This is a genomic window from Halobacteriovorax sp. RT-1-1, from assembly GCF_047085455.1.
Classification (GTDB): Bacteria; Bdellovibrionota; Bacteriovoracia; order Bacteriovoracales; family Bacteriovoracaceae; genus Halobacteriovorax_A.
In genome coordinates, this window is sequence record NZ_JBKIXZ010000002.1 from 39,309 (window position 1) to 64,470 (window position 25,162).

Genomic DNA, 25,162 nt, shown 5'->3' on the forward strand with positions numbered 1-25,162 from the left:
AGCTATTGTGTTTAAGAAAGCGCTTATAACATTTCTAATATTGAGTCAGGCATACGCACTTGAGTCAATTTGGACTGATTTAACAAAATCAAAAAATCGCATATCTCGCTATCCGAATATTATTAAAGAGCTTATAGATAAAGAGATGTACCATACGGCCGTTCCTTATGTGAAAGAGTATTTAGTTACGTATAAGGGAAGGACGAATAAGAATTTTGAATATCTATTTGAACAAGTTGTTTCAAAGGTAGGAGATAGACAATTTATTCTGTTGCCTGAAAATTATCTTCAAAATATTGATTCTCCAACTCTTAAATATTTACTCGCTAAAAAGCAGTTAAAGAGAAGAAAGTATAAAGAAGCTCTTCAAACCTTAAATGGAACTATTCCGGCATCACATCCTGTAAAGCCATTTGCACTTCACTTAGAAGGTGTTGCATTTACTATGCTTAGAAGTTTTAAGGCCGCAGTTGGATCATTTGAGAACTGTGTTGATCAGTCGACTAGTAGTAGTGACGAAGTTCGTGCAAGACAATTACAAATTAATCAGGACTACTGTCTTGCTGGTATTGCAAGAGTGAAGTATGAACAAAAGAAATTAGATGAGTCTGAACTTGCTTTTATTGATGTAGATAAAAGATCTTATATTTGGCCTGAGCTACTAATCGAAGAGGCTTGGAATAGTTACTACAAAGGTGACTATAATAGAACACTTGGGAAACTTGTGACATATAAGGCTCCAGTTCTAAATTATATAGTTAATCCAGAAGTTAATGTTCTAAAAGCACTTAGTTATTTTAAGCTATGTTTATATGATGATATGTCTAATATCATTGATGATCACTATAAAGAATTCGATAAATCAAAACAAGTAATCGATCAAATGCTTGCTAAGAAGCATTCTTTAGAATGGTATTTTAAATTCATTAATAGCTATGTTGATGGAAAAAAATACTATGATCCACTAACAAATAAGCTACTTGAGAATGTAAGAAAAGACCCAGCGTTTTTACAACTGTATCAAAGTTATAAAGATGGCCTTCGTGAAATTAAGACAATAAAAACAGTTAGAAATAGAAGATTAAGAAAGATTTTAGCTATTAACTTAAAAGACTCTTTATTTCTTCAACAAAAACTAATTGGATCTTATGTTAAGAAGGTTTTTAAGCTTAATTCTGCACAATTAGAAAAGTCATTTATTGGTTTAAGTTATTTAAGACTTGAAGCACTGAATGCAAGAAAAGCACGTTTATATAGTGGTATTACAGATACCGGAGCAAGAGGTGATATTAAGTACCTGAAAAGAAACTCGAAGCAATACTTTTGGTCATTCAATGGTGAGTTTTGGGCCGATGAGTTAGGTGACTATGTATTCGCTCTTCGATCGGAGTGTCAAAAATGATTAAGGTTTTATTATTTGCAACTCTTATAAGTTTTAACTCTTTTGGTATTAAGCTTAATACTAAAAGAGATCGTATTGTTTCAGTAATCGATATGGAGCTTAAAGAGCTTGTGCGTATGAAACGATACACAAAGAACGATACAATGCTTGATTTGCGTATGGCCGAGCTTAATTTAGAGAAAGGGCGAATCATTCGTGAACAAGAAAATGAAAATTTCTTTAACTTAGATATAAAAGACAAGAAGCGTATTGATCGAAAGAAGTTTTTTGCTGAATCTAGCGCATACTATGATAGAGCTCAAAAAATTGGATTGTCGATACTTAATAAGAAACCAAACGCTAAGGCACGCTCTCATATCTATTATATCCTTGCTTATAATGAATTAGAAAATGTTCAAATGGATAGAGCAAAGTCTCTTTTCGTAAAATCTGTAAAATCAGCGCCAAAAAATGATTTAATCGGAGTTAAGTCTCGTCTTGCACTAGGTGATATCTATTATCGAGAAGGTGACTTCAGTAAATCTAAGAGGTATTACGATACTGTAATTTTTAAGATTAAAGATGATAAGTGGTACACTAAGTATCTTTACAATCTTGCTTGGTCTAACTTTAGAGTTGGAAATAAGAATACTGCAATTAAGCAAATGAAGGAAGTTCATAGTCTGTCGAAAAGTCCTAAATATATCGACAAGAAGGATATGGCCGGACGTGATGTTGGTTACTTCTATGCTGATAAAGGCGATACTAAGAAGGCCCTACAATTCTACCAAAATGAAAAGGGAACACCTGAAAAGAATTTTTTCGATATGGGAATGTTTCTTCTTGATAAACAGAAGTATTCTCAAGCTGCGGGAATGTTCAGATCTGCATTTAATGGAAAGAGTGAAGAGTACAAAGCTAAGGCACTTGTTCAACTATTACAAATCTATGATAAGTACAACAATAATAAGAATTTTCTTGTTTATGCGCGAACAATTACTAAAACAAAGCTTAATCCAGAGCAAAAGAAAGAGGCGCTGTTTTATGTAACAAAACGTGCTGCACATCTTCAAAAAGAATTAGGATTGTCTCATAATAAGAAGCGTCCAAAAATTATGAAGTTTAAAGGACGTATTGCTGCTGAATTATACTTTATTTCACAAGAAGTTGATCCTAGCTTAGGAGAGAGAGCTCTGTTCTATGCTGGTGAGTCTTACTATGCAGCTTCTGAATATGATCAAGCACTCTTTATGTACGATAAGGTTATCTCTTCTGATAAAACTGATAATGTATACTTTAAGAGATCATTAGCAGGTATGATTGTCGTACTAAATGACAAAAGAACTTCAGCTGGAATTAGAAAAAAATATTTTGAGAAAGTATTCTCAACGTATATCAAGCATGAAGATTCAAAGCCTAAGAAGAATAAAGCTGTTGAGAAGCTATTCTCTTACTATGTCGATGAAGAGAAAGATGCTAAAAAAGCACAAAATCTGTTTTTTGTTTATGCTAAAGAGAATCCAAGAGCAATTTCAAAAAATGAGGCAATGATTGGACGTATTGTCGATCTTCATAAATCACAGAAGAATAAGTCTGAGTTAATGGGTTTTGTTGGCGAACTTAAGTCTACTGGAATACCGCTAAGAAGAGGGTTTATCACTCATTTGAATAAAATTATTCTTGTCGCTCAATTTTCGGATATTCAAAAGGCAAATCAAAAAGGTGATAAGGTTACGGCCTTGAAGGGTTACCTGTTCATCTATAAAGATAAAGAAAGTACGCCTGAAGCTAAAAGGAATGCAGCATACAATATTGCTGTTCTTTTCTATGAGTCAGGTAATATTGATTTAATGACTAAGTGGCTTGATCGTGCAATTGAAGAAATGCTAATTTCTGAAATTACGAAATTTTATGAATCGTTCAATAGTATTATTAGTGAGTTGTTCCTAAGACAAAGAGTCGATCATGGAATGGCCCTTACTCAAAAGCTACTGTCAAAAACTTGTTCTTTAAATGATAAGAGTAAAGAAGGTTTATTAAAGAACTATATAGTAATGGGGCTTGCAACCAATAAAGATAGTGCTGCAGTGAGCTTTGTGGATTCACAATCTAAGTGTCGTTTTAAAAATACAACACTATTATCTTCTTACGAACAAATATTTGATTACTATATCGACACTAAACTGCTCGATAAGGCGGATGCCATTTATCGTCAACGTCTAAGTGCCTACACGACAAACCTATACAAGAAGTCTGAGTACGTAGGGAAGCTTTCAAAGTTATCAAGAACGCAAAAGAACACTTCACGTTATGCAGGTGAGTTATCTTATATTTATAATAAAGTTAAAAAGAAGAAAGATCTTGCAATCGAAACTATTGATGAAGTTGCACTTATGGAAGTTGATAAACTTGAGAATGACGTGAATAACTTCAATTCAATTGGACTAAGCTTTCCTGAAAATACATTTAATAATACGATGAAGCTCAAGTTTAATCGTCTAGATCGTATTCAGGGAAAAGTTGCTCGTATCGTAGCGATGGGCTCAGGAGAGGCAATGGTTAAGAGTTATTCACTTTTAATTAATTCGTTTGATCGCTTCTCTACAGATGTCGGTTCATTCTCTCCTGAGGGTAAGTCTCCAGAATATATAAAGTCGTTTAAGGCGAGTATGGCCAATGTTTCGGCCAATCTTGCAACTAAATCAAGACAGCTTAAAAGAGAGCTAGATAATTTAATCAATAAGAATGACGTCTTAACAGTTAACTTTGGAACACTATCTAGACAAGGCTTAGGGCTACCTTCGATGTCTGGAGCCGTTCTAATGGATAAGAGGGGGAATCGTTAATGAAGTACTTAGCTATTCTTTCAATGCTATTTATGGTGTCTTGTGCATCTTCTAAAAAAGGTTCAACCCAACAGTTAGAAGATGGTGAGCAAATTGAAAATCTTACGAATGCAGACTTTAAACCAAAGAGTCAGATTCGTTATAATGCAGAAGCTGATTATCATCTCATTAATGATCTGGTTGATGACGTTCTAGAAGATGAGTCACTTGATAAGGTTGACTTAAATAAACTTGAAGAAATCGATTCAAAGAAGACTGGGCTTGTTGGCCTGTGCTACATGGGGAATACGAAGGAAGGTCTATCTCAGCTGGATGCAATGTACGAAAAGTATAAAGCCAATCCTTCATATTGGAATCAGCAGGGGATTTGCTCATACAAGTCTGGAAATAAGAGGCTTGCAAAAGTTTACTTTAACAAGGCCGTAGCACTTGATGATAAATATATACCAGCGATCAATAATATCGGTGTTGTCTATATTGATGAAGATAAAGATGCAAAGGCAATTGCGGCATTTAAGCAAGTACTTATTCTGAAGAAGAATAATAAAACAGCAATGTTTAATCTTGCAAATATCTATATCAGATATGGCCTATACTCAAAATCAACTTCACTGTTGAAGCGACTTTATTCTGTTAATAAGAATGATCGTGATGTTATTAACTCATTAGTTTATTCATATCTTTTTGATGCTAAGCCAAAATATGCTTATACAATTCTTAAAGAAATGAATTCTGATTATATTGATATCCCAAGTCTAAAGATCGCTCTTTACTATTCTTTAAAACAACTAAAGAGTGATCACGCTGTGACAATACAAAGTGACTTAGACACTACCGATATGAATGCTAAAGACAAGGCCTTCTATCAGCAAGTTAGGAAGATGTAATGATGAAAGTTTTATTATCAACGATGTTACTTTTATTTACGACACAAACATTTGCACAAAAGTCTGTAAAAGAAAAAGTAGTTTATAAGTATAAGAAGTTTGAACAGTTTAATCTTGAAGAGATTAGCGTTGACGGTGAGCTTGGGGCACCGGGAGAGATTACGGTCTCAAATCGTTATCTGCGTCAGTTCAAAAATAAATTACCTTCAAAACCAAACTTTCATTTAGAAATGATGAAAGGTTTGGATCGTATACGCTAGGAGTAGAAGTGGATCAAGGAAGATCATTTTATTTAAAGGGTAAAAAAGATATTCGCCTACCTCAAAAGAATCGTATCATCTTAGGAGCAAGTGACTCTTGTGATGTTCGTATGAGAGGTGCCGGTATTGATGATATCCATTGTCTTATCGAATTTTCTGACAAAGTCTCGATCTATAGTATGTCTTCTTCTAAGCCGGTATTAGTTAATGGCCAGGAAGTTGTTACGATGGAACTAAAGGGTGGTGAATCAATTACAATTGGTAATTACTCATTTACTTTTGATTCGTCATCAAAACTTCCTCCTCAACAACTAATTCACCCACAGGAAGTTGTTAAGAACTTACCAAAGCAACCTAAGTTTAATGATGAGCGCATACGTAAGGATGAAGAGTATCAGGTAAATTACCCTTTAAGTATTGATGATAACGTAAAGTTTTCAGAATATATCTTTGAAGAGCCAGATGAAATTTATCCAATCTTTAAATATAGTATTGATAAGGAAGCGGCCGAAGTTATTATCTTATTTAATGGAAAGATTGTTTCTCTTGATTATATTCCACATAAAGATGGAAAGTTTTATTTAGTTGGTGCTAACGCTCGTGGAAATGATATAGAGTTTCCATATCTCGGTAAGAAAGACAAGGTCGAACTTTTAGATATTAGAAAGAATGATGTCGTAGTTGGGAAAATTCCTGGTTTTGAACATCGTACTTTTCTAAATAATAAAAACGCGAAGAGCTCATTACGTCGTGATGATATTCACATTTTCGAAAAAGATAACTTAAAGGTTTTTATTAGGGGTACTGAAGCTCCTCCAATTGTTAAAACGGCACCTATATTTAGGCGTGATAAAGAACTTAGAAAGTATCTCATCTTCTGTTTATTATTCTTCATTGTTTTTGCAGCAGGAATGATGAACTTTAAAGTCGATAAAGAAATTGAAAAAGAGAAAGTTCCAGAACGTATTGCCAAGATTCTTTACCGTCCAAAACAGCTTCGTGTAACAAAGAAGAAGAATGTTGTTAAGAATGAAGTAAAAAAAGAAGTTGAAAAGAAGGCGCCAATTAAGGAAGCGGTTTCAAACGTTGAAAAACCACAAAAAGTAACGAAGAGTAAAGGTGATCCTAAGCAAAAGTCGACATCAACTCCAAAGAAAGGAACTCCTCGAAAAGGAAAACCAAATAATAAGGCAGTTGTAAGAGAGACTAAGAAGAAAGCTTCTAAGCCAGCTCGTACAACGAATAAGCAAACAACTGTTAAAAAACTTGCTACAAATAGAAAGAGTCGTGGAAAAGTAGATGTATATAAGTCGACATCATTTACTTCTTCAATGAACTCCCTAATGGCCAAAGGTGGTGCGCTAAATTCATTTAAGGCCGGTACTGGTTCAAGTGAAAGTTTTGCAGATGATAATTCAGCACTATCAACTGGAGACTCTGCACAAATTCAAAAAGCTGATGTAAAGGCCGAGGTTGGATCTTTAAGTAGTAAGACGAGTGGTAAACTTTCATCTTCATTTGGTACAGATGGACTTGTTCAAAAGAAACAAGTTTATATAGCAGGTGTTCCTTACCGTGAAGTTATTTTAGGTTCAATGGATCGTAATGACATTATGAGAATTCTGATGGAGAACGTTCCTCAGTTTAGATACTGTTACCAAAAAGAGCTTGATGTTCAACAAAAAGGTATCTCAGGTGTACTTGGTATGGAGTTTGTCATCGGTGCATCTGGTAACGTAACAAAAGCAAGTGTCGCTAAAGCAGATAAAGGTGTTCCTATAAGTGTTAAAAATTGTGTTGTTAATCATTTGAAAACAATACAATTCCCACGCCCAAAAGGTGGGGCCGAAGTTGGTGTTCACGTACCACTTAATTTAAATTCAAGCGCTTACTAAATTCATCTCAAATCACTAACGCCCCTTGTTGTAAAATAAGGGGCATAATTTCAATAATTTAATGAATCCATTGTCATTATCACCAGTAAATGTTCAATCATTGTGTTGTGAATGCTACTATCTGATGGGAAAACATACCGAAAAAACACGAGGTTTCTAATGAAGATTGTTAAACTTTTATTAATGTTATTAACACTTTCTGTATTTGCTAATGATAAAGGCCTAGAGATTGCCAAAAAAATGGATCAGGCAAACAAAGGCTATATTGGTGATACATCAACGATGGAGCTTGTTTTAGTTGATTCAAGTGGTGTTGAAATTGTCCGCGAAATGCTTGGTGCTTCTGGCGAATTCAATGGTGTTGATAAGAGCTTAATGGAATTTAAAAAACCATTAGATGTTAAAGGAACGAAACTACTTACTTGGACTTGGAAAGATGAAAGAGATGATGACCAATGGTTATACCTTCCATCTTTAAAAAGAGTTAAGAAGATTAACTCTCGATCTAAAGGTAGCTCTTTTATGGGTTCTGAATTCTCATTTGAAGATATCGGTGGTCAAACAATTGAAAAATACAATTACAAGTATCTTAAAGACGAAAAAGTTGGTGGTCAAAAGGTATGGGTTGTTGAAAGAGTGGCAAAGGCCAAAAGTTCTTATTCAAAAGTCGTACTTTACGTCTCTCAAAAGTACCTAGCTCCTGTTAAGTCGGAATACTATAACAAAAGAAATGAACATATTAAGACTTCTTCTATGGAAGATTTTAAATCTTACACTGTTGGTAAGAGAAAGATGTGGCGTGCAAATAAAATTGTTATGTTAAATCTGAACAACAAAAAACAGTCGATATTCAAATGGAAGAATAGAGTTATTGGTAAGGCCGTTAATGAAGGCGATCTTACTAAGAGGAAGTTAAAGTAAATTGAAAACGCTAATATACGGATTAATTACAGGTGCACTAACTCTATCAAGCTTACACACATTAGCTGATGGAAGAGGTGAAGTTTCGTTAAACTTTAGAGGCTATGTCGAAGATGCTACAACTCTTTTAGGAGAAGACCAGCCTAATGAATTGGCTTTCGTTAAAGTTGCCCTTGAAGACAGGGGTGATTGGAGTGGCTGGGAATATAATCTATCTCTAATTGGCCGTGCAGACGAAAAGTATCAAGATAATAGCTACGTTGATTTTAATGAGTTTAATATTGGACGTAGTTTTGGAAACTGGCAGGCTTCTGTTGGGCAGCATATGTTTATGTGGTCGCGACTTGAGGCATACCATGTTGTTGATGTCATCAACTCTCGTATTAATGATGGAAATATTGAGCGTTTTGAAAAGTTAGGTGAAACTTCTGTTGTATTAAGTCATTATACTAGTATTGGAACAATGAAGTTTATCTATATGCCTTATTTTAAGGAAGCATTCTATCCAGATTCTAAAATGCGAATCTTTGACGGGCTTAGTCCGCAAAAGCAAAATATTGTAAAAGGTAATACGATTACAAATTCCGATGAAGACAATCAATTTGATCAATTTGCTGTTTACTATGCTCATCAGTTTGGTGATTTAGATTTAACAGTATTCGCTATTGATCATATTGATCGTACAAGACCTATCTTTGCAGCAGCTTCTGTACCTGATCTTCTTGCTGGTAATATTAACGCTTACTATCTTGATGTCGTTGACTATGGTACTGCTGCTACTTACTTTTGGGGTGAGCAGACTTTTAAATTTGAGTATCTCTACTCTGATTTTAACGTCGATGATTCGGTTTCTATTCTTGATTATACTGGTGGGCAAAGAGAAATCTTTAATTATCAATTAGCATCTATTGGCCATGAGTATACATATAATTACGATAACAATTGGAGTTCTGGTTTTTATACTGAATATCAACGTGTTCTAGGTGTAGGAAAAGATAAGAGAAGCCAAGCTCAAATTTTCCAGAATGATCTTTTCATTGGTCATCGTCTTGCTCTTAACGACGCATACTCTAATGAATTTATGTTGGGTCTTTATATTGATCTTGAAAGAGCAGGGGAGACACTTTACTACCTAAGCTATGAGCGCCGTCTAAATAATGCATGGAAGATGAAGTTGAACTTTCGTGGTGTAACTATTGGTGATGATGCAAAAGCTGACAATCGTGGACTCTATGTTCTTGATGGGGATGACGAGTTCGGAGTTACGTTAACAAGATTTTTCTAGTTTGAATAAAAAAAGGCTCCGAATGGAGCTTTTTTTATTCTACTCTTGTCCTAAAACAACGAATTTATACTGTTGAAACCCTGCCTCAGCAGCAGTGTGCATAAGCTTCTTAACATAATTATACTTAAGAGATTTATCGATTACTAAATTAACAATACCAGAGAATTTCTTAGCATTTGGAGTTGATTTAGCAATATTTTCAATCTCTGTTCTCTTCGCAACTAGCTCGTTATATAGAGGAAGAATAAGTCGTCCGCCTTGTGAGTAGAGTTGCCCTTTATATGTCTCTGTATTATGAACTTCTTTGTCATCAACCCAAATGATTTTAGGAGATACCTGAACCACAACACCTTGCTCATTAATTGACTTTGATACCGAGTTCGGAATAGTAATATCTTTTGGGATATTTAAGATCACGCCAGTAGTGTCATAACTTCTAATTAAGAAAACTAGCAGGATAACAAGAATATCAAGAAGGGAAGTGATATCAATATCAAATGGTTCCTTCTTTCTTCTGATTCCTCTATTTCTAATTGAACGATTTCTCATAATAAACCTGATTCTTTATTTCTACGATTGTGTATCGCCAAAAATAATATTGTTAAATAGCTCAAGAACTTTTACATCCTGACCATCTCTCTTTGTCCAAACCTCTGGATCTGTTTTCTTGATATCACGAACAGCATCCATAATCTTAATGAGCTCTTCATAAGAGATATTTGCATTTGGAATAAAGATAACTTCTTTCTCATCCACATATTGCTTCTTAAGATCAATTAACTTTTCTCTTAACTTAAATAGGTCGTATTCACCATCAGCTGTTTTTCCTGCTGAGAATATTCTCCTCTCATTTGGTCCAGAGTGAAGGCTGATATTACTCGCATTGATTTTAAGCGTAAGATCAAGTCTTTCTTTTTGTTGTTTTGGTGGAGTAGAGTTTGAGATAATTGGAACATCAGATCCAATTTCATAAATTCTAACGAAGTTTGCTGACATTAAAAGAAAGAAGATAAAGATGAAGACCGAATCTAAAATTGGAATTAGATTCAGTCTCTCAACTTTCTTATTCTTATATTTTCGACTCGGTTTTCTATACATAACTACTTACTTTCTTCTGTATTTAAAATATCCATTAACTTAACTGAATACTCATCAATCTCATTGATGATCTTCTCTGACTTAGAACTTAAGAATGCATGAATGATCATAATCGTGATGGCCACAAGTAGACCTAGGAAAGTCGTGTTCATCGCTTGTGAAATACCTTTTGCAAGTAGTTCTGCTTTTTGAGTTGGATCAGCAGCAGCAACGGCAGCAAATGAAGCGATTAGACCTTGGATCGTACCTAGTAGACCAAATAGTGTTGAGATATTTGCAATTAGTTGTAGGTAGTTAAGTCTTAGTTCTACTTTTGGAATAATTTCAAGAGCAGTTGCATCGATTGCATTTTGAATTTGCTCTGGCTTAGCAGAAGCTCTTTCGAGACCACTTCTTAAAACCTTAGGTAGAGCAGCACTTGATCCAGAACATACACGTGAAGCACCTTCAACATCATTTGCCATAATATAGCGACGAAGTTCATTCATAAATGAAGCTCCATCAACATCAAATTTAAAGCTTAACTTAAAGAATCTTTCTAATCCAATAGCTAGACCTACTGCCCAGATAAAGAGAATGATCCACATGAAGATCCCACCGTTTTGAAAAAAAGCAGCGATCGTGTTTACCGATGATACAGCTGTGCCTTCCATTTATAGCTCCTTAAAATTATGTACTAACTTAAGAATATTTTAACTCATATTCGCGTCAAGCACTTGATTTTAAAGACTTGGAATAAACTGCCGATTCTTATTCGTAATTCTTTAGTAATTTTGAGGGAAAACTTGTCGCTCAATTCCCTCTATGAACGTATGAATAATTTTAATATGCATTTCTTGAATACGATCAGAAAGATCAGCTTCAATAACGATAGGGAAGTCCACAAGCTCCTTCATCTTTCCACCGCCTTTTCCAAGAAGACCGACTACTTTCATCCCTTTTTCATGAGCTGATTTTACGGCCTCAAGACAATTTGGTGAATTACCTGAAGTTGAGATGGCAAGAAGGACATCTCCTTTGTGTCCATGGGCCTCAACATATTTTGAAAAGATATATTCAAAACCGTAGTCATTGGCCACACATGTGATATGAGAAGAATCTGCGATAGCAATAGCTGGCATTGCTGGGCGGTCTTTACGAAAGCGACCTGTTAGTTCTTCTGCGAAGTGCATAGCATCGCACATTGAACCACCATTTCCACAGCTAATAACACGCCCTCCATTTTTTATGGCCACAACCATTTCATTGATCGCTTTCTCCATAGTGGTGAAGTTTTCTTCGTTCGCGATAAATTTTGTTAGAGTTTCTTGTGCGTGATTAAATGCGTGGGAAATGTAATTAGACATAAATTCCTTCTCAAAAAAGAAAAGCCTCTATCGTAGAGGCTTTTATTACATAAGTTCTTCTAAAGACTTCTTAATTTCTTCTTTTGTTTGAACACCAACTAGAGTCTTAGTTGCTTGACCGTCTTTAAAGAAGATCATTGTTGGGATCCCTCTAATTCCGTATTGTTGAGCAAGCTCTCCGTTGTCATCAACGTTTACTTTTAAGATTGTTGCAGTTTCACCAATTTCTGATGCTACTTCGTCAAGTACTGGTCCAAGTGTTTTACAAGGTCCACACCATTCTGCCCAGAAATCAACTAGAACAGGCTTAGCGCTTTTTAGTACATCAGATTCAAAATTTGTTACGTCAGTTTTACCAACAGTACTCATATAATTATCCTCCAGAGCGTATGTGCTCTCTTTAGTCTCAGTATAAAGTTATATATTAAAATCCTATTTTTGGCTATTAATCAAAGTCTATTGACCGATAGACAAATTAACCATTTCTTTACTTAATATCCATTGTTTGGACTAGGTGCAAAAAATGCCTTGTTTTCTAATAAAATTCATAGGATAAGATAGTTGTATGGATAGAAAGTACCTCTTAAAATCGGCCATTAAAGTCGCTCGTTATTCACGCATCCTTGCTAAGGCAATTGACCTTTTTATTGTCGTCGTCTTATCACTATTTTTGTATCCGATTGGTATCCTTTTATCGATAGTCTATTTAACATTTGCTGATTCAATTCAAAATGGACAGTCAGTAGGGAAGAAATTTATTGGCTTTAGAGTTATCTCTTTAGTTGATGGAACGCCTTGCTCTCTAAAACAAAGTTTCATTAGAAATCTACCTTTTATTATTCCACTCGTTTTTGCCATCATTCCTGTGGCCGGTTGGTTTATGGCAGTTATCGTTGGTCTACCTATTGTTGGGATTGAATTATACCTTCTTTACAAGCTTGATTCTGGACATAGGCTAGGTGATGTTATGGCAGATACAACTGTCATGGCCAATGACGACACAATGCTTGCTATCAAAAAGCGCAAAACTAATTGGTTTGAAGATCAAGGCACGCAGGCTTAAGCAAAGACAGTATTGATAATTTCTTCTAAATTACTTTTATCAACTTCGTCAAAGCTTGCAAGTGAATCACTATCAACATCAAGAACTGCAATTAACTTTTCATTTTCGAAAACTGGTACAACTATTTCGGACTGACTCTTTGGGTCACAAGTAATGTGGTTTGCAATAGAGTGAACATCTTCAACAATTTGTGTTTCCAGTGTATGGGCGGCCGTTCCGCAAACACCTTTACCAAAAGGGATTCGAAGACAGCCAAGAGTTCCTTGATATGGACCGACAACAAGTTCTTTTTCTTTAACAGGGTCAACCATATAGAACCCGCACCAGTAATAATGAGGGAATGCTTGTTTTAAAACACAAGAAATGGTGGCCATTTTGGCAATAGTGCTGCTTTCTCCTTCACAAATAGCAAAGATATCTCTTTTTACTCTTTGATAAGTTTCAGTTTTTTGCGCATTGTCCATAACCAATTCTCCACATTAATCATTAACAGATTCAACATAATTGGCTAGATTTATAGCATAAATTGGAGATTATATGTCAAAGAAAAGATTAATCGTCGTCGACGTCAGTAACTTTATATTCCGTGCATTTTTTGCAATTCGCTCAATGAACGCCCCAGACGGTACACCTGTAAACGCAACATATGGTGTACTTTCAATGTTATTAAAAATTATGGCAAATTATAGGCCAACACATATGCTTCTTGCTCGTGATACATCGGGCGGATCTTTTAGAAATGAACTTTACGATCAGTACAAGGCCAATCGTTCAGAACCACCTGAAGAACTTGTTCCACAATTTGCTCTTATTAAAGAACTTATCGATAAGATGGGGCTTTTAAATGTTGCGAATGAAACATATGAAGCCGATGACATTATCGGCTCAACTGTTGTTCAATGGAAAAATGACTTTGATGAAATCTTAATTGCTTCAGGTGATAAGGACCTTATGCAATTTGTCGGCGACAATATCAAGATGCTCGATACGATGAAAGACGTTATCTACGATGAGAAGGGTGTCTTTGAAAAGATGGGCGTTCGTCCAGATCAAATCGTTGATTACTTATCAATGGTTGGAGATACATCGGATAATATTCCTGGAATGCGTGGGATTGGTGCAAAGGGAGCAGCAAAACTACTTGCAGAGCACGGAACACTTGAGAAGTGTTTTGAAGTGTCAGATACGTTTAAAGGTAAAAAATTAATTACAGCTTTTACTGAGCACGTTGAAGATGCAAAGCTTTCAAAAGAGTTAATTAAAATCGTTACTGATATAGATTTAGAATGTAAATCAGAAGATTCTGAAGTTAAATTTTATCCATCAGAAGAACTACTAACTTTCCTAAAAGATCTTGGTATGAATTCAATGATCAAGAGAATGGAAGACCTTAAGTATCAACTTTCAATTGCTGATGGCGAGGCAGGGGAAGAAGAAATCGCATCTCCTTTCGAACATAAAGTGGTTACTCTTGATGAGTTAAAAGTACTTATAAAGGATCAAACTGCACTTGCTGTACAAACAGAATTTGATAGCGATGATATTCATGCACGAAACTTAATCGCAATAAGTGTTTCTTTCGATGATAACAACTCATATTTCTTAGAAGTAAATGAAGCTAATGAAAAAGAAGTTATCGAACTCATTTGGGGTGATGATAAAAGAGAAGTTTATAGCGAACATTCAAAGAGAGATTATTCACATATTCTACGTCGCGGCCTAGTGTATAAGGCCCACAACTTTGATATTACTCAGGCCCACTATAACGTAAGTCCTAGTATGAGACATAATATTGAAGTGATCGCTTCAAATGTAAACGTTAAAGTATCTGAGCTAGATAAGAAAACGCCATTTATTACTTCACTTGAAAATAATGAAGCTAAGGCTTCTTATACAGGACTTCGCTCAATTGCTATTTTTAGATTAGCTTCTCAGTTAAAAGAAGAGCTTAAAGAAAAAGAATTAGTAAGCGTTTACGAAGATATTGATAATAAACTTATCCCAATCTTAGCTGAAATGGAATTTGAGGGCGTGCACTTAAATAAAGAATATCTTTATGAAATGGCCGAAGAACTTCAAGTGTCATTAGAGAAGATTCAAAAGAAAGTTGATTCTTATTCAATGAATGACACAATCAATTTAAATTCACCAAAACAAGTTGGAGAGTTTTTATTTAATGAATTATCGTTTCCTGTTGTTAAGAAAACAAAGACAGGATATTCAACAGACTCTTCAGTACTAGAAGAACTTGATGCTAAAAATATCAATGAAGTCCCTGGACTTATCCTTCAGTATCGTGAGTTAGGAAAAATTCTTTCTACATATGTGAAGGCCCTTCCTGAAATTGTTAATAAGAAAACTGGAAAAGTTCACACTAGCTTTAACCAGCACGTTGCTCAAACGGGACGTCTTTCAAGTGTGAATCCAAACCTACAAAATATTCCAATTCGTTCAGAAACGGGACGTCTTGTTAGAAAGGCATTCATTGCTACACCTGGTAATTTACTACTTGCAGCCGACTATTCTCAAGTAGAACTTAGAATTCTTGCTCACTATAGTGAAGATCCAACAATGATTAAGGCCTTTAACGAAGACAAGGATATTCACGCGCAAACAGCAAGTGAAATTAACGGCGTTGCACTTTCTGATGTAACAAGTGATGAACGCTCAAAAGCTAAGGCCGTTAACTTTGGTCTAATGTATGGGCAGTCTTCATTTGGTTTAGCGTCGGCCCTCAAGATTTCTAGAAAGGATGCAAAAGCATATATTGAAAAATATTTTGAAAGATTCTCAAAAATTAAAGGCTTCTTAGATGGCCTAAAAGAAGACGCAGAGAAAACTGGTTATTCAATCACAATGTATGGCAGAAAGAGATTCCTTCCTGATATTCATTCTAATAATCGTACGATAAAAGCAAATGCTGAGAGAATGGCGATTAACTCACCAATTCAAGGGACAGCTGCTGATATCATTAAATGTGCAATGATTAATATCGATGCGGAAATGAAAAAACGTGGCCTAAAGTCAAAGATGATTCTCCAGGTACACGATGAGCTTATTTTTGACGTACTTGAATCTGAGCTTGAAGAGATGAAGACACTCGTAAAAGAAGGGATGGAGAATGTTGTAGAACTTAAGGTTCCACTAAAAGTTGACCCAGCCTTTGGCGTAAACTGGTACGATCTAAAGTAAGTTAAAATAATTGTGCAGTATATATTTCCTCTCCACAGTAGATAAGCTCTGGGGAGGAAAATGTATCTGCATATCCTCTTTTAAAAAATATAATGGCATCATGCTTATTCGGGCATAAATCTTTGTAAAGTAATTTTTTGATTTCAGTAGAACGACTTGAGACTAGATCGTAGGGAGAGTTGTAGTCGATAGTAATATATTCTTCTGTATAAAGATAAGTAATAAATTCATCGAGAGGTAATTTCTTATCTGCATGAAGATAAGTTGTTATATTGTTAAAAATAAATGTAGAATTCACGGAGTCTGAAAAACACTCATCGCAAATCTCTTCTCGAAGAATATCAGAGTTTTGGCCATCTAGACATCCGATAGAATCACATTCTAAGTGTAACTCCTTTATAAAATCCGAAGTCCATACAATGTTAATGTTTAAGGCATAAGTACTTAGGGTTGATACTAGAACTGATAATATTAATATTATTTTTCGCATGATGAAAATAACCTCGCAAAATTTTGCTCAACCCTAACGGTTAATTCATTTTTACATTCTCTAACTTTAAACTTGTAACCATTAACGACACGCTTTGAAGCAGTAATTGTGAAATTTTGGTCTAATACTTTTTCAACTGCCATTTTTTCATCCTGGTTACTTAAGCAATGATTACCATTTAGTAGACTTGATCGGCAGCTCTTAGGTATCTCACCAAAACGTTGATATGTAGTCTTTAGCTTATCTAAATCAAGCTCCCATCTACGAGGGATATTATCAAAGTCGGTCAGACCCTTGTATAAACTATATATTGCTCTTGCAACATAGAAGAAAGGGCCAAGCTTTGAATTAAAATAAGTTAGTGTATTTGATATCCCTTCAAAATTGATTCGACAAGCAGCACATGCAGCTCGACGACTAGGATCTTTTGAAGAAATATCTGAACCACTGTTGGCGATAATATCTCCGCCACTTCGATCAAAACAGGCGCCTACAGATATTCCTCTGAAATGATATAGGTTAGTAGGACTCTTTGTACTACCTGTAATTGATATTGCACAAGGGACTCCGATAAGTGGGCCAAACTCAGTTATTAGTTCAACATTAACTTTTGTTTTTTCATAATCTTTATTAAATTCAATTTGCCCGTCTTTGATCATTTTATTAAATGAGGTTACATATCCTGGCGTTAAACTTACTCGCGTATACAGAACACCTGGAGTAAACCAACTCATAAGACCTTGGCCAATATCTGAAACAAATTGAGTCATAACTTGTTTCGTTTTAAAATATGGATCATATACCTTACACGAAACTCGATCAGCATAAGGGTTAAATAAATCTGCAGAAGCTTGAGAGAATTTTGCTTTCCAGAACAGATCTCCATAGTAACTAGCACGAGAAGTTTCAATAATATTGATAATTGATTTTCTTAAACAATGACTTATTGATCGACAGATAATATCGCCATTTTCATAAGTAATAAAATCTTGTGAAAGAGCATCACTTTCATAGTGCTTTTCAGGGAATGTCTCAAAAGTTTTTGCTGCACGTGTCTTGTCGATATACCACTGGTGAAAACCTTCATATTCTATATCAAATTCATTATTCCAAATATTTTTTTGATCAAGACTTTTGCAAAAGGCACGTGTTTCATCCATAAGGGACTTGTAATAATCGATAACTTCATCATAAGGTTTTTTTGAAAAGATAAGATCGAGATTGTCGATAAGATCTGTACCTTTAAGGCCTTCAATATGCTTCTTTGTGAAACTAAAGACATCATCTGAAATGACTGAGGCTTCTGCGCATAAGTAGTAAAGATCATTCTTGATCGTATTTCCATCGAGGTTACGAAAGTAAAATGCAAGTTGGTCTTGAACTTCTTCGGCCCTTAAACGATTCCTTACTAATGTGAAGAAAGTTAATGAGTCAATTAGTTTGTTTTTTACATAGTTCTTAGTTTGAGTTTGATTTTTAAATATATGCTCGATCCATTTGTCAGCATCGTCATATGATCCAATATCGAGAATATCTTTATTAACGCTAGCAAAAGGATCTTTGAGAAGATCGTTTTGTACTCCCTCTGAAATCGGGGCGAGGATATCGAGTTCAAGTGCATCTTTTTCAAAATTCTTACGAGAAAATTCTCTAAATGAGTTTTCTGCGAGTCTCTTATTATTACAAGCGGGAATCATATCACTCTTACATCCACTCGGTGAGAAGAGGATATAGTCTTGTGTATTTGAATTTCTGATGATTTGTTCGTATTTAGAATTCTCAACTTTCAAGTTCTTCATTGCCCATGCAAAATAGAGCTTCATTGAATTCCAGTAGTCAAAGCCAATATCTTTTTCCCAATATTTTTCTTTGATTCCTTTTATATCAAATTGATAGCCAGATACTTGAAGATTATCAATTTGATCGATATCCTCAAGGCGACAATCAGTTACCCTTTCGTCTATGTCTAGCAGCTCTTGTGCGATTCGATTTAAGTCTTGAACCGAGGGTTTTTGACCAAAGAGATTCGCCTGTAGAGGACCGAATTTCTTTATTCTAATACACTTAAAAGTTTCATCATCATTGATATATTTTTTCTGAATATAGTTATTATCTTCAAAACTGTCATAGAGACGATGTTTTAACTTATGCGAGTTTGTCCATAGTACGTCCATATAATTATTAAGTTTCGGACACTCTAGTTTTCCATAGCACTCTTTCAATATTCGTTGATACTTAACTGGGATGTTATTTTCACTATCTAAGTAGGGGAGTAGAGGGAGTTCTTGATGAATAAGTTTTTGATGGATTTCATAGATAAGTCGAGTGACTTTATTTCGATAGTCTCTAATAAGCTCTTTTACAACTACCGTCTTATCCTGTCCCGTTCGATTTGCAAGTCGATAAGCAGCTTTTGCAGGAATAGTATTATTTAAAAAGATAAATATTGAAGTTGTTGGTTTTTTTGAATCAATTGCACAAGAGGCACGGTTGTTTAAGTCTATTGTTGTTAACGGTGTGATTAAATTATTTAATTCTTGATGTTGCCAATCATGCCATTTAATTTTTGCATGGGCCGTAAACGTAATTAAAAATAGAAATAAAAAACCTCTCATCATAGAGAGGTTTTATAATTTTGAATTAATCTTAACAATTAAAGAAAAGCTTAAGTTTTTTAGCTTCCGCTATTTCCATTACAGTTGCTTGATTTACCAATGATTGTTGTATAGAAAAGAATCATTGCTTCATCAGCAGGAGTGAAGCCACGGCGTGTATTACCATCTGTGTCAAGTAGGCCATACATATAACGGTTAATAGCAATATAAACAGACTTAGGTACTTTAATACGTTGAGTACACTTACCGTTGTAGTATCTAACATTAACTCCCCAGTATTCTCCGTTAATTTGTCCACCGTATCCTCCAGTGTAGATATTAACTCCACTTCCAGCTTGTTGATTCATGCCTTCGCCAATATTGAATCCAACTTCAAAACCAGCAAATTTGTTTTCAGTAGAAAAAAGAGTACATTCTCCTTTTCGACACGAAACTTTAATGTCTTGTTCTATTCTTAGTAGGATTTCTTCATTTGAAAATTTCTCAAATTCAAATTGGTCCTCTCCACTCCCAAACATATCGTCAACATCATTTGCGAAAGTCGTGCTTGTAAACATTAATAATAAAATCATCAGTAATTTTCTCATTGTTTCCCCTTTGCTAAATATAGCGACTAAAAATCAATATCCCCAAAATCATCATCACTGTCATCGTCCGTTGGGTCCTTCCCTGGAGGAGTACAAGTAAAATATGGTGCTTTGTATTCGTTTGTTGTCTTGTTATCTTGAACATTACTTATTTTTTGGTATTCAAGGACTTCTGAAAGCAGCTCTCCAGTCTTTTCATCTTTCGTTATCTTGAATTTTAATTTCAGTCTTAGCTTGTGATCTTTCATTAAGACACATGATCCCTCGATACAGTAGTCTGAAAAGTATGGTGGCCAAACTGGGTCGTCGAATACACGGCTAATTGAATTAACAGTATTCATTACACCTAAGTGGCTATTCCCAGTAAATTTAATCGTATCAAATACTGGATAAGTCGGTAGTGTCTTTAAAACTTCAACTTTTGCAAATGGTGAAATTTCACCAATTGTTCGTCCTTCTCTATTAATAGAAGGTATTGTTGTCGGTCTCAAAGTTAGGCGTGATTTAATACGGCCCTTGAACATCATAAAATTATATTCTTGATCATCGAGGATTACTTCTAGTTCATAATTCTTTCCAATCTCAAAATAATTAGAAGTAATTTGCGTACCAATTCCGTTTATTAGGCCTGTCCAGTTTGCTGGTGCGATACCTCCATCAAACCAAGAAGTTACATAGTGTTTTTTACCATTGCCAGCTAGCTGAGTAAGAACAAATTCTGCGGCTACTGGTTGCGTATAATTACAAGGTGCCGTGCATAGCTTCCCTGGTTCGCACTTTTTCTCACATGTATTTCTTACAAATAACGGTACTCCGAAGTAGGCACTGTTTTTAGCATCTGCTGAAGTTGTTAAGTATAGTTGTCCCAGTTGAATATCGTTTACAGGCCACTTTGTTGGAAACTTTGGCTCTTCCGGTGTAACTGTTTTATTTACCGTTAATAATCCTTCTGGTGATTGATTTACTCTTAATTTAAAGTCATTAATATATTTTAGTTCAGTTGATCGTCCTGTTGCATCTCCTGAAACATAGACACCAATTGAAGCTAATATATCTTGAAGCTCAAATTCATTTTCTGTGTAAAAATCTTTTGTTAAACAAGCTTCGTTAATAATAGGTTTAATAATATAGGCAGAGTCAGTTTTTGGTTTGAAGAAACAGTAGTAACCTTGAAACCTAGCTGAGTTTTCATCAATTCTTGTTACTTTACAACCTGATTGTGATTTTGGGAAATCGATACCTGTTGCTGATACGTCATTCACTTCAAACTCTAAACAGCGATTCATAATTCGACGACGACCTAATAATCGTTGTTCTCTTTCATCTTTGGTTGTTCCATATGTATTTTCAAGATTTTCAATTCGGCAAAAATCTTTTGAACCATATGTAACACTATCGTTAATACTGTATGTTAGAAATTTATCTGTTAGAACGTAATTTTCTATACCAACTGTAATCATTGTATAGTGATTGTTTGTTGCCGCCGTCATACAGTTGGAAGCTAGTATGTTTGGCATATCATCTTTTTTTACCCCAGCCTCATCATAGATATACAGACCTTTACTGAGTGGAGAAATCGAAATGTTAATATTCTTTGGTGCCGATGCAATTAAGCAGGCAAGAGTATTAAATGTTAAAAATAATAGTATTAAGCCCCTGTAAATCATTTTTCCCCCGCACATCTCTTCACTTAGTAAAGGCAGGGTGGAAAACCACCCTGCAGTATTTAAAAATTGAGATTAGTATCCGTAGTCGTGATCGTGACCTTGGATGTTAGTGATAGCTGTATCAGTACAGATGTTTGCAGCTTGCATTTTCCATCTTCTGAATTTATCAACTGTTTTGTTTGCATATCTTGCATTCTCTTCGAATTCGTAACGAACAACACAACCTCTTAGGTCAGCTGCTGCATAACGCTTGAAGAATTCAACAACAGAGTTTGAAGATAGGTCGATTTGAGCAGAAGGGTTTCCTGATCCACCGTAAACTTGAACGAAGTCACCATCTTTGTCTTTACAGAAAATTCCTGATTTAACAGCAAGTTGAGCTGCTGATTGGTAACTTTCTTCTGACCAGATAACGTCATCTTCGTTTAGATCCCAGTCACCGTTAGTGTTAGAACCTGCGATGTCTGTTACTGTAACTTTTCTTTCGAATTTGTACAGTGGGTTGTCGATGCTACCAAATGACTCTGGCATACCTACTACATAGTCATCTCTGATTTCTTCAGGTACGATGAAATCAAATCTGTCTTCTGAAGACTCTGCTAGGTAGTCTGGTCTTTGACCGTAGTCAATTTGTGTTGCACGGAAACAGATATCAACAAAGTACTTCGCACCATACATTTCTGAACCTAGGTTGAATGATAGTTCTTTAAGTCTCTTGTTGAATTGCTCGTTGTAAGAAAGTAGGCTGTGGTAGTCATACTCACCAGCTGTTTTCTCAAGCGAGAAGCTGTGGTGAGAACGATCTCCGTGATCAGTCCATTTTGTGATTTTACCACGTACTGTATCTAGAGTATTTTCATTTCTTCCATCTAGATCACCAGCACATACGCAATCACAATTTGTTCCATCTGGTCCACAGTCTTGGCCACCGCCATTTGAGCCACCGTAACCGCCGTTACCACCTTCAGCGATAAGTCCTTCTAGGAAAGGATAACCACCATGGCCACCTCTTGATCCTGGATCACATGATCTTAAAGTTTTTGGGTTGTAGCAGAAAACACCTCTGTGCTTTTTGTGCTTTAAACCAGCGTTACATGGATAGATTGATGCTCCCGAAGAATAAACATCAAAGTCGAATTGAACTCTCGCCGCTTGCGTCGAGAAGGCTCCCATAAAAAGAGCCGAAGCTAGTAGTAATTTTTTCATTACCCTCTCCTTTTTAGTTAGGTTGTTAGACAAAAAATATTGATGACAAATTTGTAACAACCGATTTTTTGAAAGTCGAGAGGGGTCAAGGGTGGAAGGCCTGAATTTGTACTTAATTAACCGGCTTTTAAGAAAAGGTTAACTGATTTAATCATTTTCTTTCGATTCTGTGATTTGATAACCGAATTGTTTTACAATATCTTTCGGCGTAAGAATTCCAATGATTCTTTTTTCGTCAAGTCTCGAAACGACCGGTAGACGGGAGATTTGGAACCTTTTAAGTCTGTGAAGGGCAATGTATAAACTTTGATCTGGATATATTTTTATAATCTTTTTTTCGCAACAGTGCTCAATTTTTACATCACCGTTACCTTTAGCAAGTTGTACTTTAAGTTCTGAAGTCGACATCATTCCTAGAAGTCTTCCATTTTTTAAGACAGGAAAACCTTGAAGGTCTGGATTATATTTTTGAATATCTTTTAGTGTTTCACTTACTGTTAAAGTAGCACCGTATGTAACGATATCTTTTATCATTGCATCTTCTACATGTAACTGATCAAGCACTTCAAGGTCATCTCGTGTTGGTAAGTGTATTCCATCTTGTGCTGAGATTTGTTCGTAGATAGATTCATTTTGTGTCGGTTTTGAAGAGAGCATATAGGCAATAATATTTGCAATCATTAGTGGCAAAATAATATTGTAGTCTCTTGTTAATTCAAACACGATTAAGATAGAAGTAAACGGAGCGCGAATAACTGTAACAAAGAAAGCTCCCATTCCTACTAGTGCATATGCACCCGTGTTCGTTGTAATCTCTGGAAAGAAAACACTTGCTAGTGAACCAATTAAACTTCCTAATGTTGCTCCCATTAAAAGTGTTGGCATGAAAAGACCACCTGAAATTCCTGCCGAATAACAAAGGGAAGTCGCAAGAAACTTCAAACAAAACATTAGAAATAAAACTTTTGGATCGAGTATTAGTGAAAGCAATGTATCTTCTAAAGTTCCATGTCCACTTCCAATGACACTTGAATGTACCTGAGTCATTAGTGCAATAATGAGAAAAACAATCATCATATAAGTAAGCTTATGACTCTTCATATGTTTTCGATTGAATTCTCTAAATGCTAAAACCGACTTCATCCAAAGAGGGCCAATAAAAGCACAGCTAATTCCAATTAATAAATAGAAAAGTAGTTCACGATGGTCGTGCATCTTATAGTAAAGCTGCTCAAACATATGATGTTGGCCAGTTAGCATCTGTCCAGTGATTGAGGCTACAACTGAAGAAATAACAATTGAACCAAGAACTTTTGCGTTGAGGTCACCAACAACTTCTTCTAATGTAAAAACCACTGCTGATATCGGAGTTGCAAATGCTGCTGCAATACCACCAGCTGCACCAACTGCAACAAGGGCCTTCACTCTCTTTTTAGAGATATGAAATGAGTAGCCAAGCCATGAGGCAACACCTGAGGCGATAGTAACTGTTGGACCTTCTCTTCCTAGAGAGACACCAGAGCCTAGAGCAAGCAGAGTTGTTACTGCTTTTGCAAATGTATCTTTTAAACTGATTCTTCCGTGATCAACGACTAAGGCCGCACGAACTTTTGGGATTCCCGAACCTTCAGAGAATGGAAATCTACGAGTCGTTAGCCAACCAGAAATAAAAAGGGCGATTCCACCAAGAATTACGGATTGCCATGTAAATGTAGTATCTGTTTTGAGGATATGTTGAATCCAGTGAACACCTTTTTGAAGACCAACGGCGATAAGAGCTGATGAAACACCTGTAATGAGCGTAAGGACAAAAAATGTTCTCTCTTCTGCAGTCTCATTTTGCAGGAATTTACCTAAAAGTTTTTCATTAAACTTTAGTTTCATATGCTGTTTATCGGAGCGACTCCTTATAAAGATAAGTTAACTGACTAATTTTTCGCAATATCTCACAATTTTAACCTTACGGGAAGAGAAATTTTGCTTTGCGCCAATATAAATGTGAAAAAATATGATTTTTTCTAAGTGGCAGACCTTGACATGTATCCGTTCACTCCCAATTTATGTATAAACATACGTGAAATAAATAAAAAATGTATTTAACTGGAGGATTTATGCAAGTTAAACCATTACAAGATAGAGTTCTAATCAAAAGAATTGAAAACGAAACAAAGACAGCTGGTGGTATCTACATTCCAGATAACAACTCAGAAAAACCAAGTGAAGGTGAAGTTATTGCTGTTGGGCCAGGATACCGTCTAGACAATGGTTCTGTTGCAGAACTTGCTGTTAAAGAAGGTGATAAGGTTCTTTTTGGAAAATACGCTGGAAGTGAAGTAAAGCTTGATGGTGTTGAGTATCTAATCATGAAAGAATCAGATATTTTAGGAATTTTAGTTTAATCAAATTGATTAATATACAGGAGA

22 protein-coding genes are annotated in these 25,162 nt (G+C 35.4%); 10 read left to right on the forward strand and 12 right to left on the reverse strand.

Translation table 11 applies throughout. The features are described 5' to 3' along the window. Positions 1-7: 7 nt before the first annotated feature. From ACMAWV_RS10495 to ACMAWV_RS10525, 7 genes are all read left to right on the forward strand, one after another. Positions 8-1,402 carry a hypothetical protein gene (locus ACMAWV_RS10495; RefSeq protein WP_103217609.1) on the forward strand — a complete coding sequence of 465 codons (1,395 nt, stop codon included), beginning with the start codon at positions 8-10 and terminating at the stop codon, positions 1,400-1,402. Next, entirely contained in the window at positions 1,399-4,227 is a 2,829-nt protein-coding gene (locus tag ACMAWV_RS10500; protein ID WP_412470403.1) for a tetratricopeptide repeat protein, read from the forward strand. Before ACMAWV_RS10495 ends, ACMAWV_RS10500 begins: the two co-directional genes overlap by 4 nt. Beyond that, positions 4,227-5,114 (forward strand): hypothetical protein, encoded by an 888-nt coding sequence (locus tag ACMAWV_RS10505; protein ID WP_392993596.1) that lies wholly within the window; start codon positions 4,227-4,229, stop codon positions 5,112-5,114. The genes ACMAWV_RS10500 and ACMAWV_RS10505 overlap by 1 nt, the downstream gene beginning before the upstream one ends. After that, entirely contained in the window at positions 5,114-5,374 is a 261-nt protein-coding gene (locus ACMAWV_RS10510) for a hypothetical protein (protein ID WP_103217612.1), read from the forward strand. The genes ACMAWV_RS10505 and ACMAWV_RS10510 overlap by 1 nt, the downstream gene beginning before the upstream one ends. An 8-nt stretch (positions 5,375-5,382) precedes the next feature. After that, positions 5,383-7,269 (forward strand): AgmX/PglI C-terminal domain-containing protein, encoded by a 1,887-nt coding sequence (locus tag ACMAWV_RS10515; protein WP_412470402.1) that lies wholly within the window; start codon positions 5,383-5,385, stop codon positions 7,267-7,269. Between the two features lie 159 nt (positions 7,270-7,428). After that, a complete protein-coding gene (locus ACMAWV_RS10520) occupies positions 7,429-8,190 on the forward strand; it encodes an outer membrane lipoprotein-sorting protein (RefSeq protein ID WP_158246844.1) in 762 nt (253 codons plus the stop codon). Position 8,191: 1 nt separating this feature from the next. Continuing rightward, positions 8,192-9,475: a hypothetical protein gene (locus tag ACMAWV_RS10525; protein WP_392993591.1), complete on the forward strand. Its 1,284-nt coding sequence runs from the start codon at positions 8,192-8,194 to the stop codon at positions 9,473-9,475. 39 nt (positions 9,476-9,514) lie between these two features. Here the strand turns inward: ACMAWV_RS10525 and ACMAWV_RS10530 are convergent, their stop codons facing one another. The 5 genes from ACMAWV_RS10530 to trxA form a co-directional block, all read right to left on the reverse strand. Next, positions 9,515-10,024: a biopolymer transporter ExbD gene (locus tag ACMAWV_RS10530; protein WP_103217616.1), complete on the reverse strand. Its 510-nt coding sequence runs from the start codon at positions 10,022-10,024 to the stop codon at positions 9,515-9,517. A 21-nt stretch (positions 10,025-10,045) separates the two neighbouring features. Continuing rightward, entirely contained in the window at positions 10,046-10,573 is a 528-nt protein-coding gene (locus tag ACMAWV_RS10535; RefSeq protein WP_103217617.1) for an ExbD/TolR family protein, read from the reverse strand. A 2-nt stretch (positions 10,574-10,575) separates the two neighbouring features. Beyond that, entirely contained in the window at positions 10,576-11,226 is a 651-nt protein-coding gene (locus ACMAWV_RS10540; RefSeq protein WP_103217618.1) for a MotA/TolQ/ExbB proton channel family protein, read from the reverse strand. Between the two features lie 111 nt (positions 11,227-11,337). Beyond that, positions 11,338-11,919 (reverse strand): D-sedoheptulose 7-phosphate isomerase, encoded by a 582-nt coding sequence (gene gmhA / locus ACMAWV_RS10545; protein WP_103217619.1) that lies wholly within the window; start codon positions 11,917-11,919, stop codon positions 11,338-11,340. Positions 11,920-11,964: 45 nt separating this feature from the next. Beyond that, positions 11,965-12,288 (reverse strand): thioredoxin, encoded by a 324-nt coding sequence (gene trxA / locus ACMAWV_RS10550; protein WP_103217620.1) that lies wholly within the window; start codon positions 12,286-12,288, stop codon positions 11,965-11,967. A gap of 196 nt (positions 12,289-12,484) precedes the next feature. Here trxA and ACMAWV_RS10555 point away from each other — a divergent pair, with 196 nt between their 5' ends. Next, positions 12,485-12,982, forward strand: coding sequence for an RDD family protein (locus tag ACMAWV_RS10555; RefSeq protein ID WP_103217621.1), 498 nt, complete (start codon positions 12,485-12,487; stop codon positions 12,980-12,982). On the opposite strand, the gene ACMAWV_RS10560 is transcribed toward ACMAWV_RS10555, so the two are convergent. Next, positions 12,979-13,446: a GAF domain-containing protein gene (locus ACMAWV_RS10560; RefSeq protein WP_392993586.1), complete on the reverse strand. Its 468-nt coding sequence runs from the start codon at positions 13,444-13,446 to the stop codon at positions 12,979-12,981. The genes ACMAWV_RS10555 and ACMAWV_RS10560 overlap by 4 nt on opposite strands. A gap of 73 nt (positions 13,447-13,519) precedes the next feature. Here ACMAWV_RS10560 and polA point away from each other — a divergent pair, with 73 nt between their 5' ends. Then, a complete protein-coding gene (polA, locus tag ACMAWV_RS10565) occupies positions 13,520-16,174 on the forward strand; it encodes a DNA polymerase I (protein ID WP_412470401.1) in 2,655 nt (884 codons plus the stop codon). Between the two features lies 1 nt (position 16,175). Here polA and ACMAWV_RS10570 read toward each other — a convergent pair whose 3' ends face one another. From ACMAWV_RS10570 to ACMAWV_RS10595, 6 genes are all read right to left on the reverse strand, one after another. Beyond that, entirely contained in the window at positions 16,176-16,664 is a 489-nt protein-coding gene (locus ACMAWV_RS10570; RefSeq protein WP_412470400.1) for a hypothetical protein, read from the reverse strand. After that, the gene (locus ACMAWV_RS10575; protein WP_412470399.1) at positions 16,652-19,282 is read right to left on the reverse strand and encodes a hypothetical protein; all 2,631 of its coding nucleotides are present in this window, start codon (positions 19,280-19,282) and stop codon (positions 16,652-16,654) included. The genes ACMAWV_RS10570 and ACMAWV_RS10575 overlap by 13 nt, the downstream gene beginning before the upstream one ends. 56 nt (positions 19,283-19,338) lie before the next feature. After that, entirely contained in the window at positions 19,339-19,866 is a 528-nt protein-coding gene (locus ACMAWV_RS10580) for a hypothetical protein (protein ID WP_103217626.1), read from the reverse strand. Between the two features lie 26 nt (positions 19,867-19,892). Further along, entirely contained in the window at positions 19,893-21,383 is a 1,491-nt protein-coding gene (locus ACMAWV_RS10585) for a hypothetical protein (protein WP_392993577.1), read from the reverse strand. Positions 21,384-21,605: 222 nt separating this feature from the next. After that, positions 21,606-22,739 (reverse strand): hypothetical protein, encoded by a 1,134-nt coding sequence (locus ACMAWV_RS10590; protein WP_103217628.1) that lies wholly within the window; start codon positions 22,737-22,739, stop codon positions 21,606-21,608. A 147-nt stretch (positions 22,740-22,886) separates the two neighbouring features. Further along, entirely contained in the window at positions 22,887-24,623 is a 1,737-nt protein-coding gene (locus ACMAWV_RS10595) for a chloride channel protein (protein WP_103217629.1), read from the reverse strand. 227 nt (positions 24,624-24,850) lie between these two features. On the opposite strand from ACMAWV_RS10595, the gene groES reads away from it, so the two are divergent. Beyond that, a complete protein-coding gene (gene groES, locus ACMAWV_RS10600; RefSeq protein WP_103217630.1) occupies positions 24,851-25,138 on the forward strand; it encodes a co-chaperone GroES in 288 nt (95 codons plus the stop codon). The last annotated feature ends 24 nt before the right edge of the window (positions 25,139-25,162 follow it).

Bases quoted from the DNA above. Each gene is read 5' to 3' on its own strand.
- ACMAWV_RS10570 (WP_412470400.1), bottom strand. From the start codon at position 16,664: ATGCGAAAAATAATATTAATATTATCAGTTCTAGTATCAACCCTAAGT.
- polA (WP_412470401.1), top strand. From the start codon at position 13,520: ATGTCAAAGAAAAGATTAATCGTCGTCGACGTCAGTAACTTTATATTC.
- ACMAWV_RS10520 (WP_158246844.1), top strand. From the start codon at position 7,429: ATGAAGATTGTTAAACTTTTATTAATGTTATTAACACTTTCTGTATTT.
- ACMAWV_RS10540 (WP_103217618.1), bottom strand. From the start codon at position 11,226: ATGGAAGGCACAGCTGTATCATCGGTAAACACGATCGCTGCTTTTTTT.
- ACMAWV_RS10505 (WP_392993596.1), top strand. From the start codon at position 4,227: ATGAAGTACTTAGCTATTCTTTCAATGCTATTTATGGTGTCTTGTGCA.
- gmhA (WP_103217619.1), bottom strand. From the start codon at position 11,919: ATGTCTAATTACATTTCCCACGCATTTAATCACGCACAAGAAACTCTA.
- trxA (WP_103217620.1), bottom strand. From the start codon at position 12,288: ATGAGTACTGTTGGTAAAACTGACGTAACAAATTTTGAATCTGATGTA.
- ACMAWV_RS10555 (WP_103217621.1), top strand. From the start codon at position 12,485: ATGGATAGAAAGTACCTCTTAAAATCGGCCATTAAAGTCGCTCGTTAT.
- ACMAWV_RS10595 (WP_103217629.1), bottom strand. From the start codon at position 24,623: ATGAAACTAAAGTTTAATGAAAAACTTTTAGGTAAATTCCTGCAAAAT.
- ACMAWV_RS10530 (WP_103217616.1), bottom strand. From the start codon at position 10,024: ATGAGAAATCGTTCAATTAGAAATAGAGGAATCAGAAGAAAGAAGGAA.
- ACMAWV_RS10560 (WP_392993586.1), bottom strand. From the start codon at position 13,446: ATGGACAATGCGCAAAAAACTGAAACTTATCAAAGAGTAAAAAGAGAT.
- ACMAWV_RS10575 (WP_412470399.1), bottom strand. From the start codon at position 19,282: ATGATGAGAGGTTTTTTATTTCTATTTTTAATTACGTTTACGGCCCAT.
- ACMAWV_RS10580 (WP_103217626.1), bottom strand. From the start codon at position 19,866: ATGAGAAAATTACTGATGATTTTATTATTAATGTTTACAAGCACGACT.
- ACMAWV_RS10510 (WP_103217612.1), top strand. From the start codon at position 5,114: ATGATGAAAGTTTTATTATCAACGATGTTACTTTTATTTACGACACAA.
- ACMAWV_RS10535 (WP_103217617.1), bottom strand. From the start codon at position 10,573: ATGTATAGAAAACCGAGTCGAAAATATAAGAATAAGAAAGTTGAGAGA.
- ACMAWV_RS10585 (WP_392993577.1), bottom strand. From the start codon at position 21,383: ATGCCAAACATACTAGCTTCCAACTGTATGACGGCGGCAACAAACAAT.
- groES (WP_103217630.1), top strand. From the start codon at position 24,851: ATGCAAGTTAAACCATTACAAGATAGAGTTCTAATCAAAAGAATTGAA.
- ACMAWV_RS10590 (WP_103217628.1), bottom strand. From the start codon at position 22,739: ATGAAAAAATTACTACTAGCTTCGGCTCTTTTTATGGGAGCCTTCTCG.
- ACMAWV_RS10500 (WP_412470403.1), top strand. From the start codon at position 1,399: ATGATTAAGGTTTTATTATTTGCAACTCTTATAAGTTTTAACTCTTTT.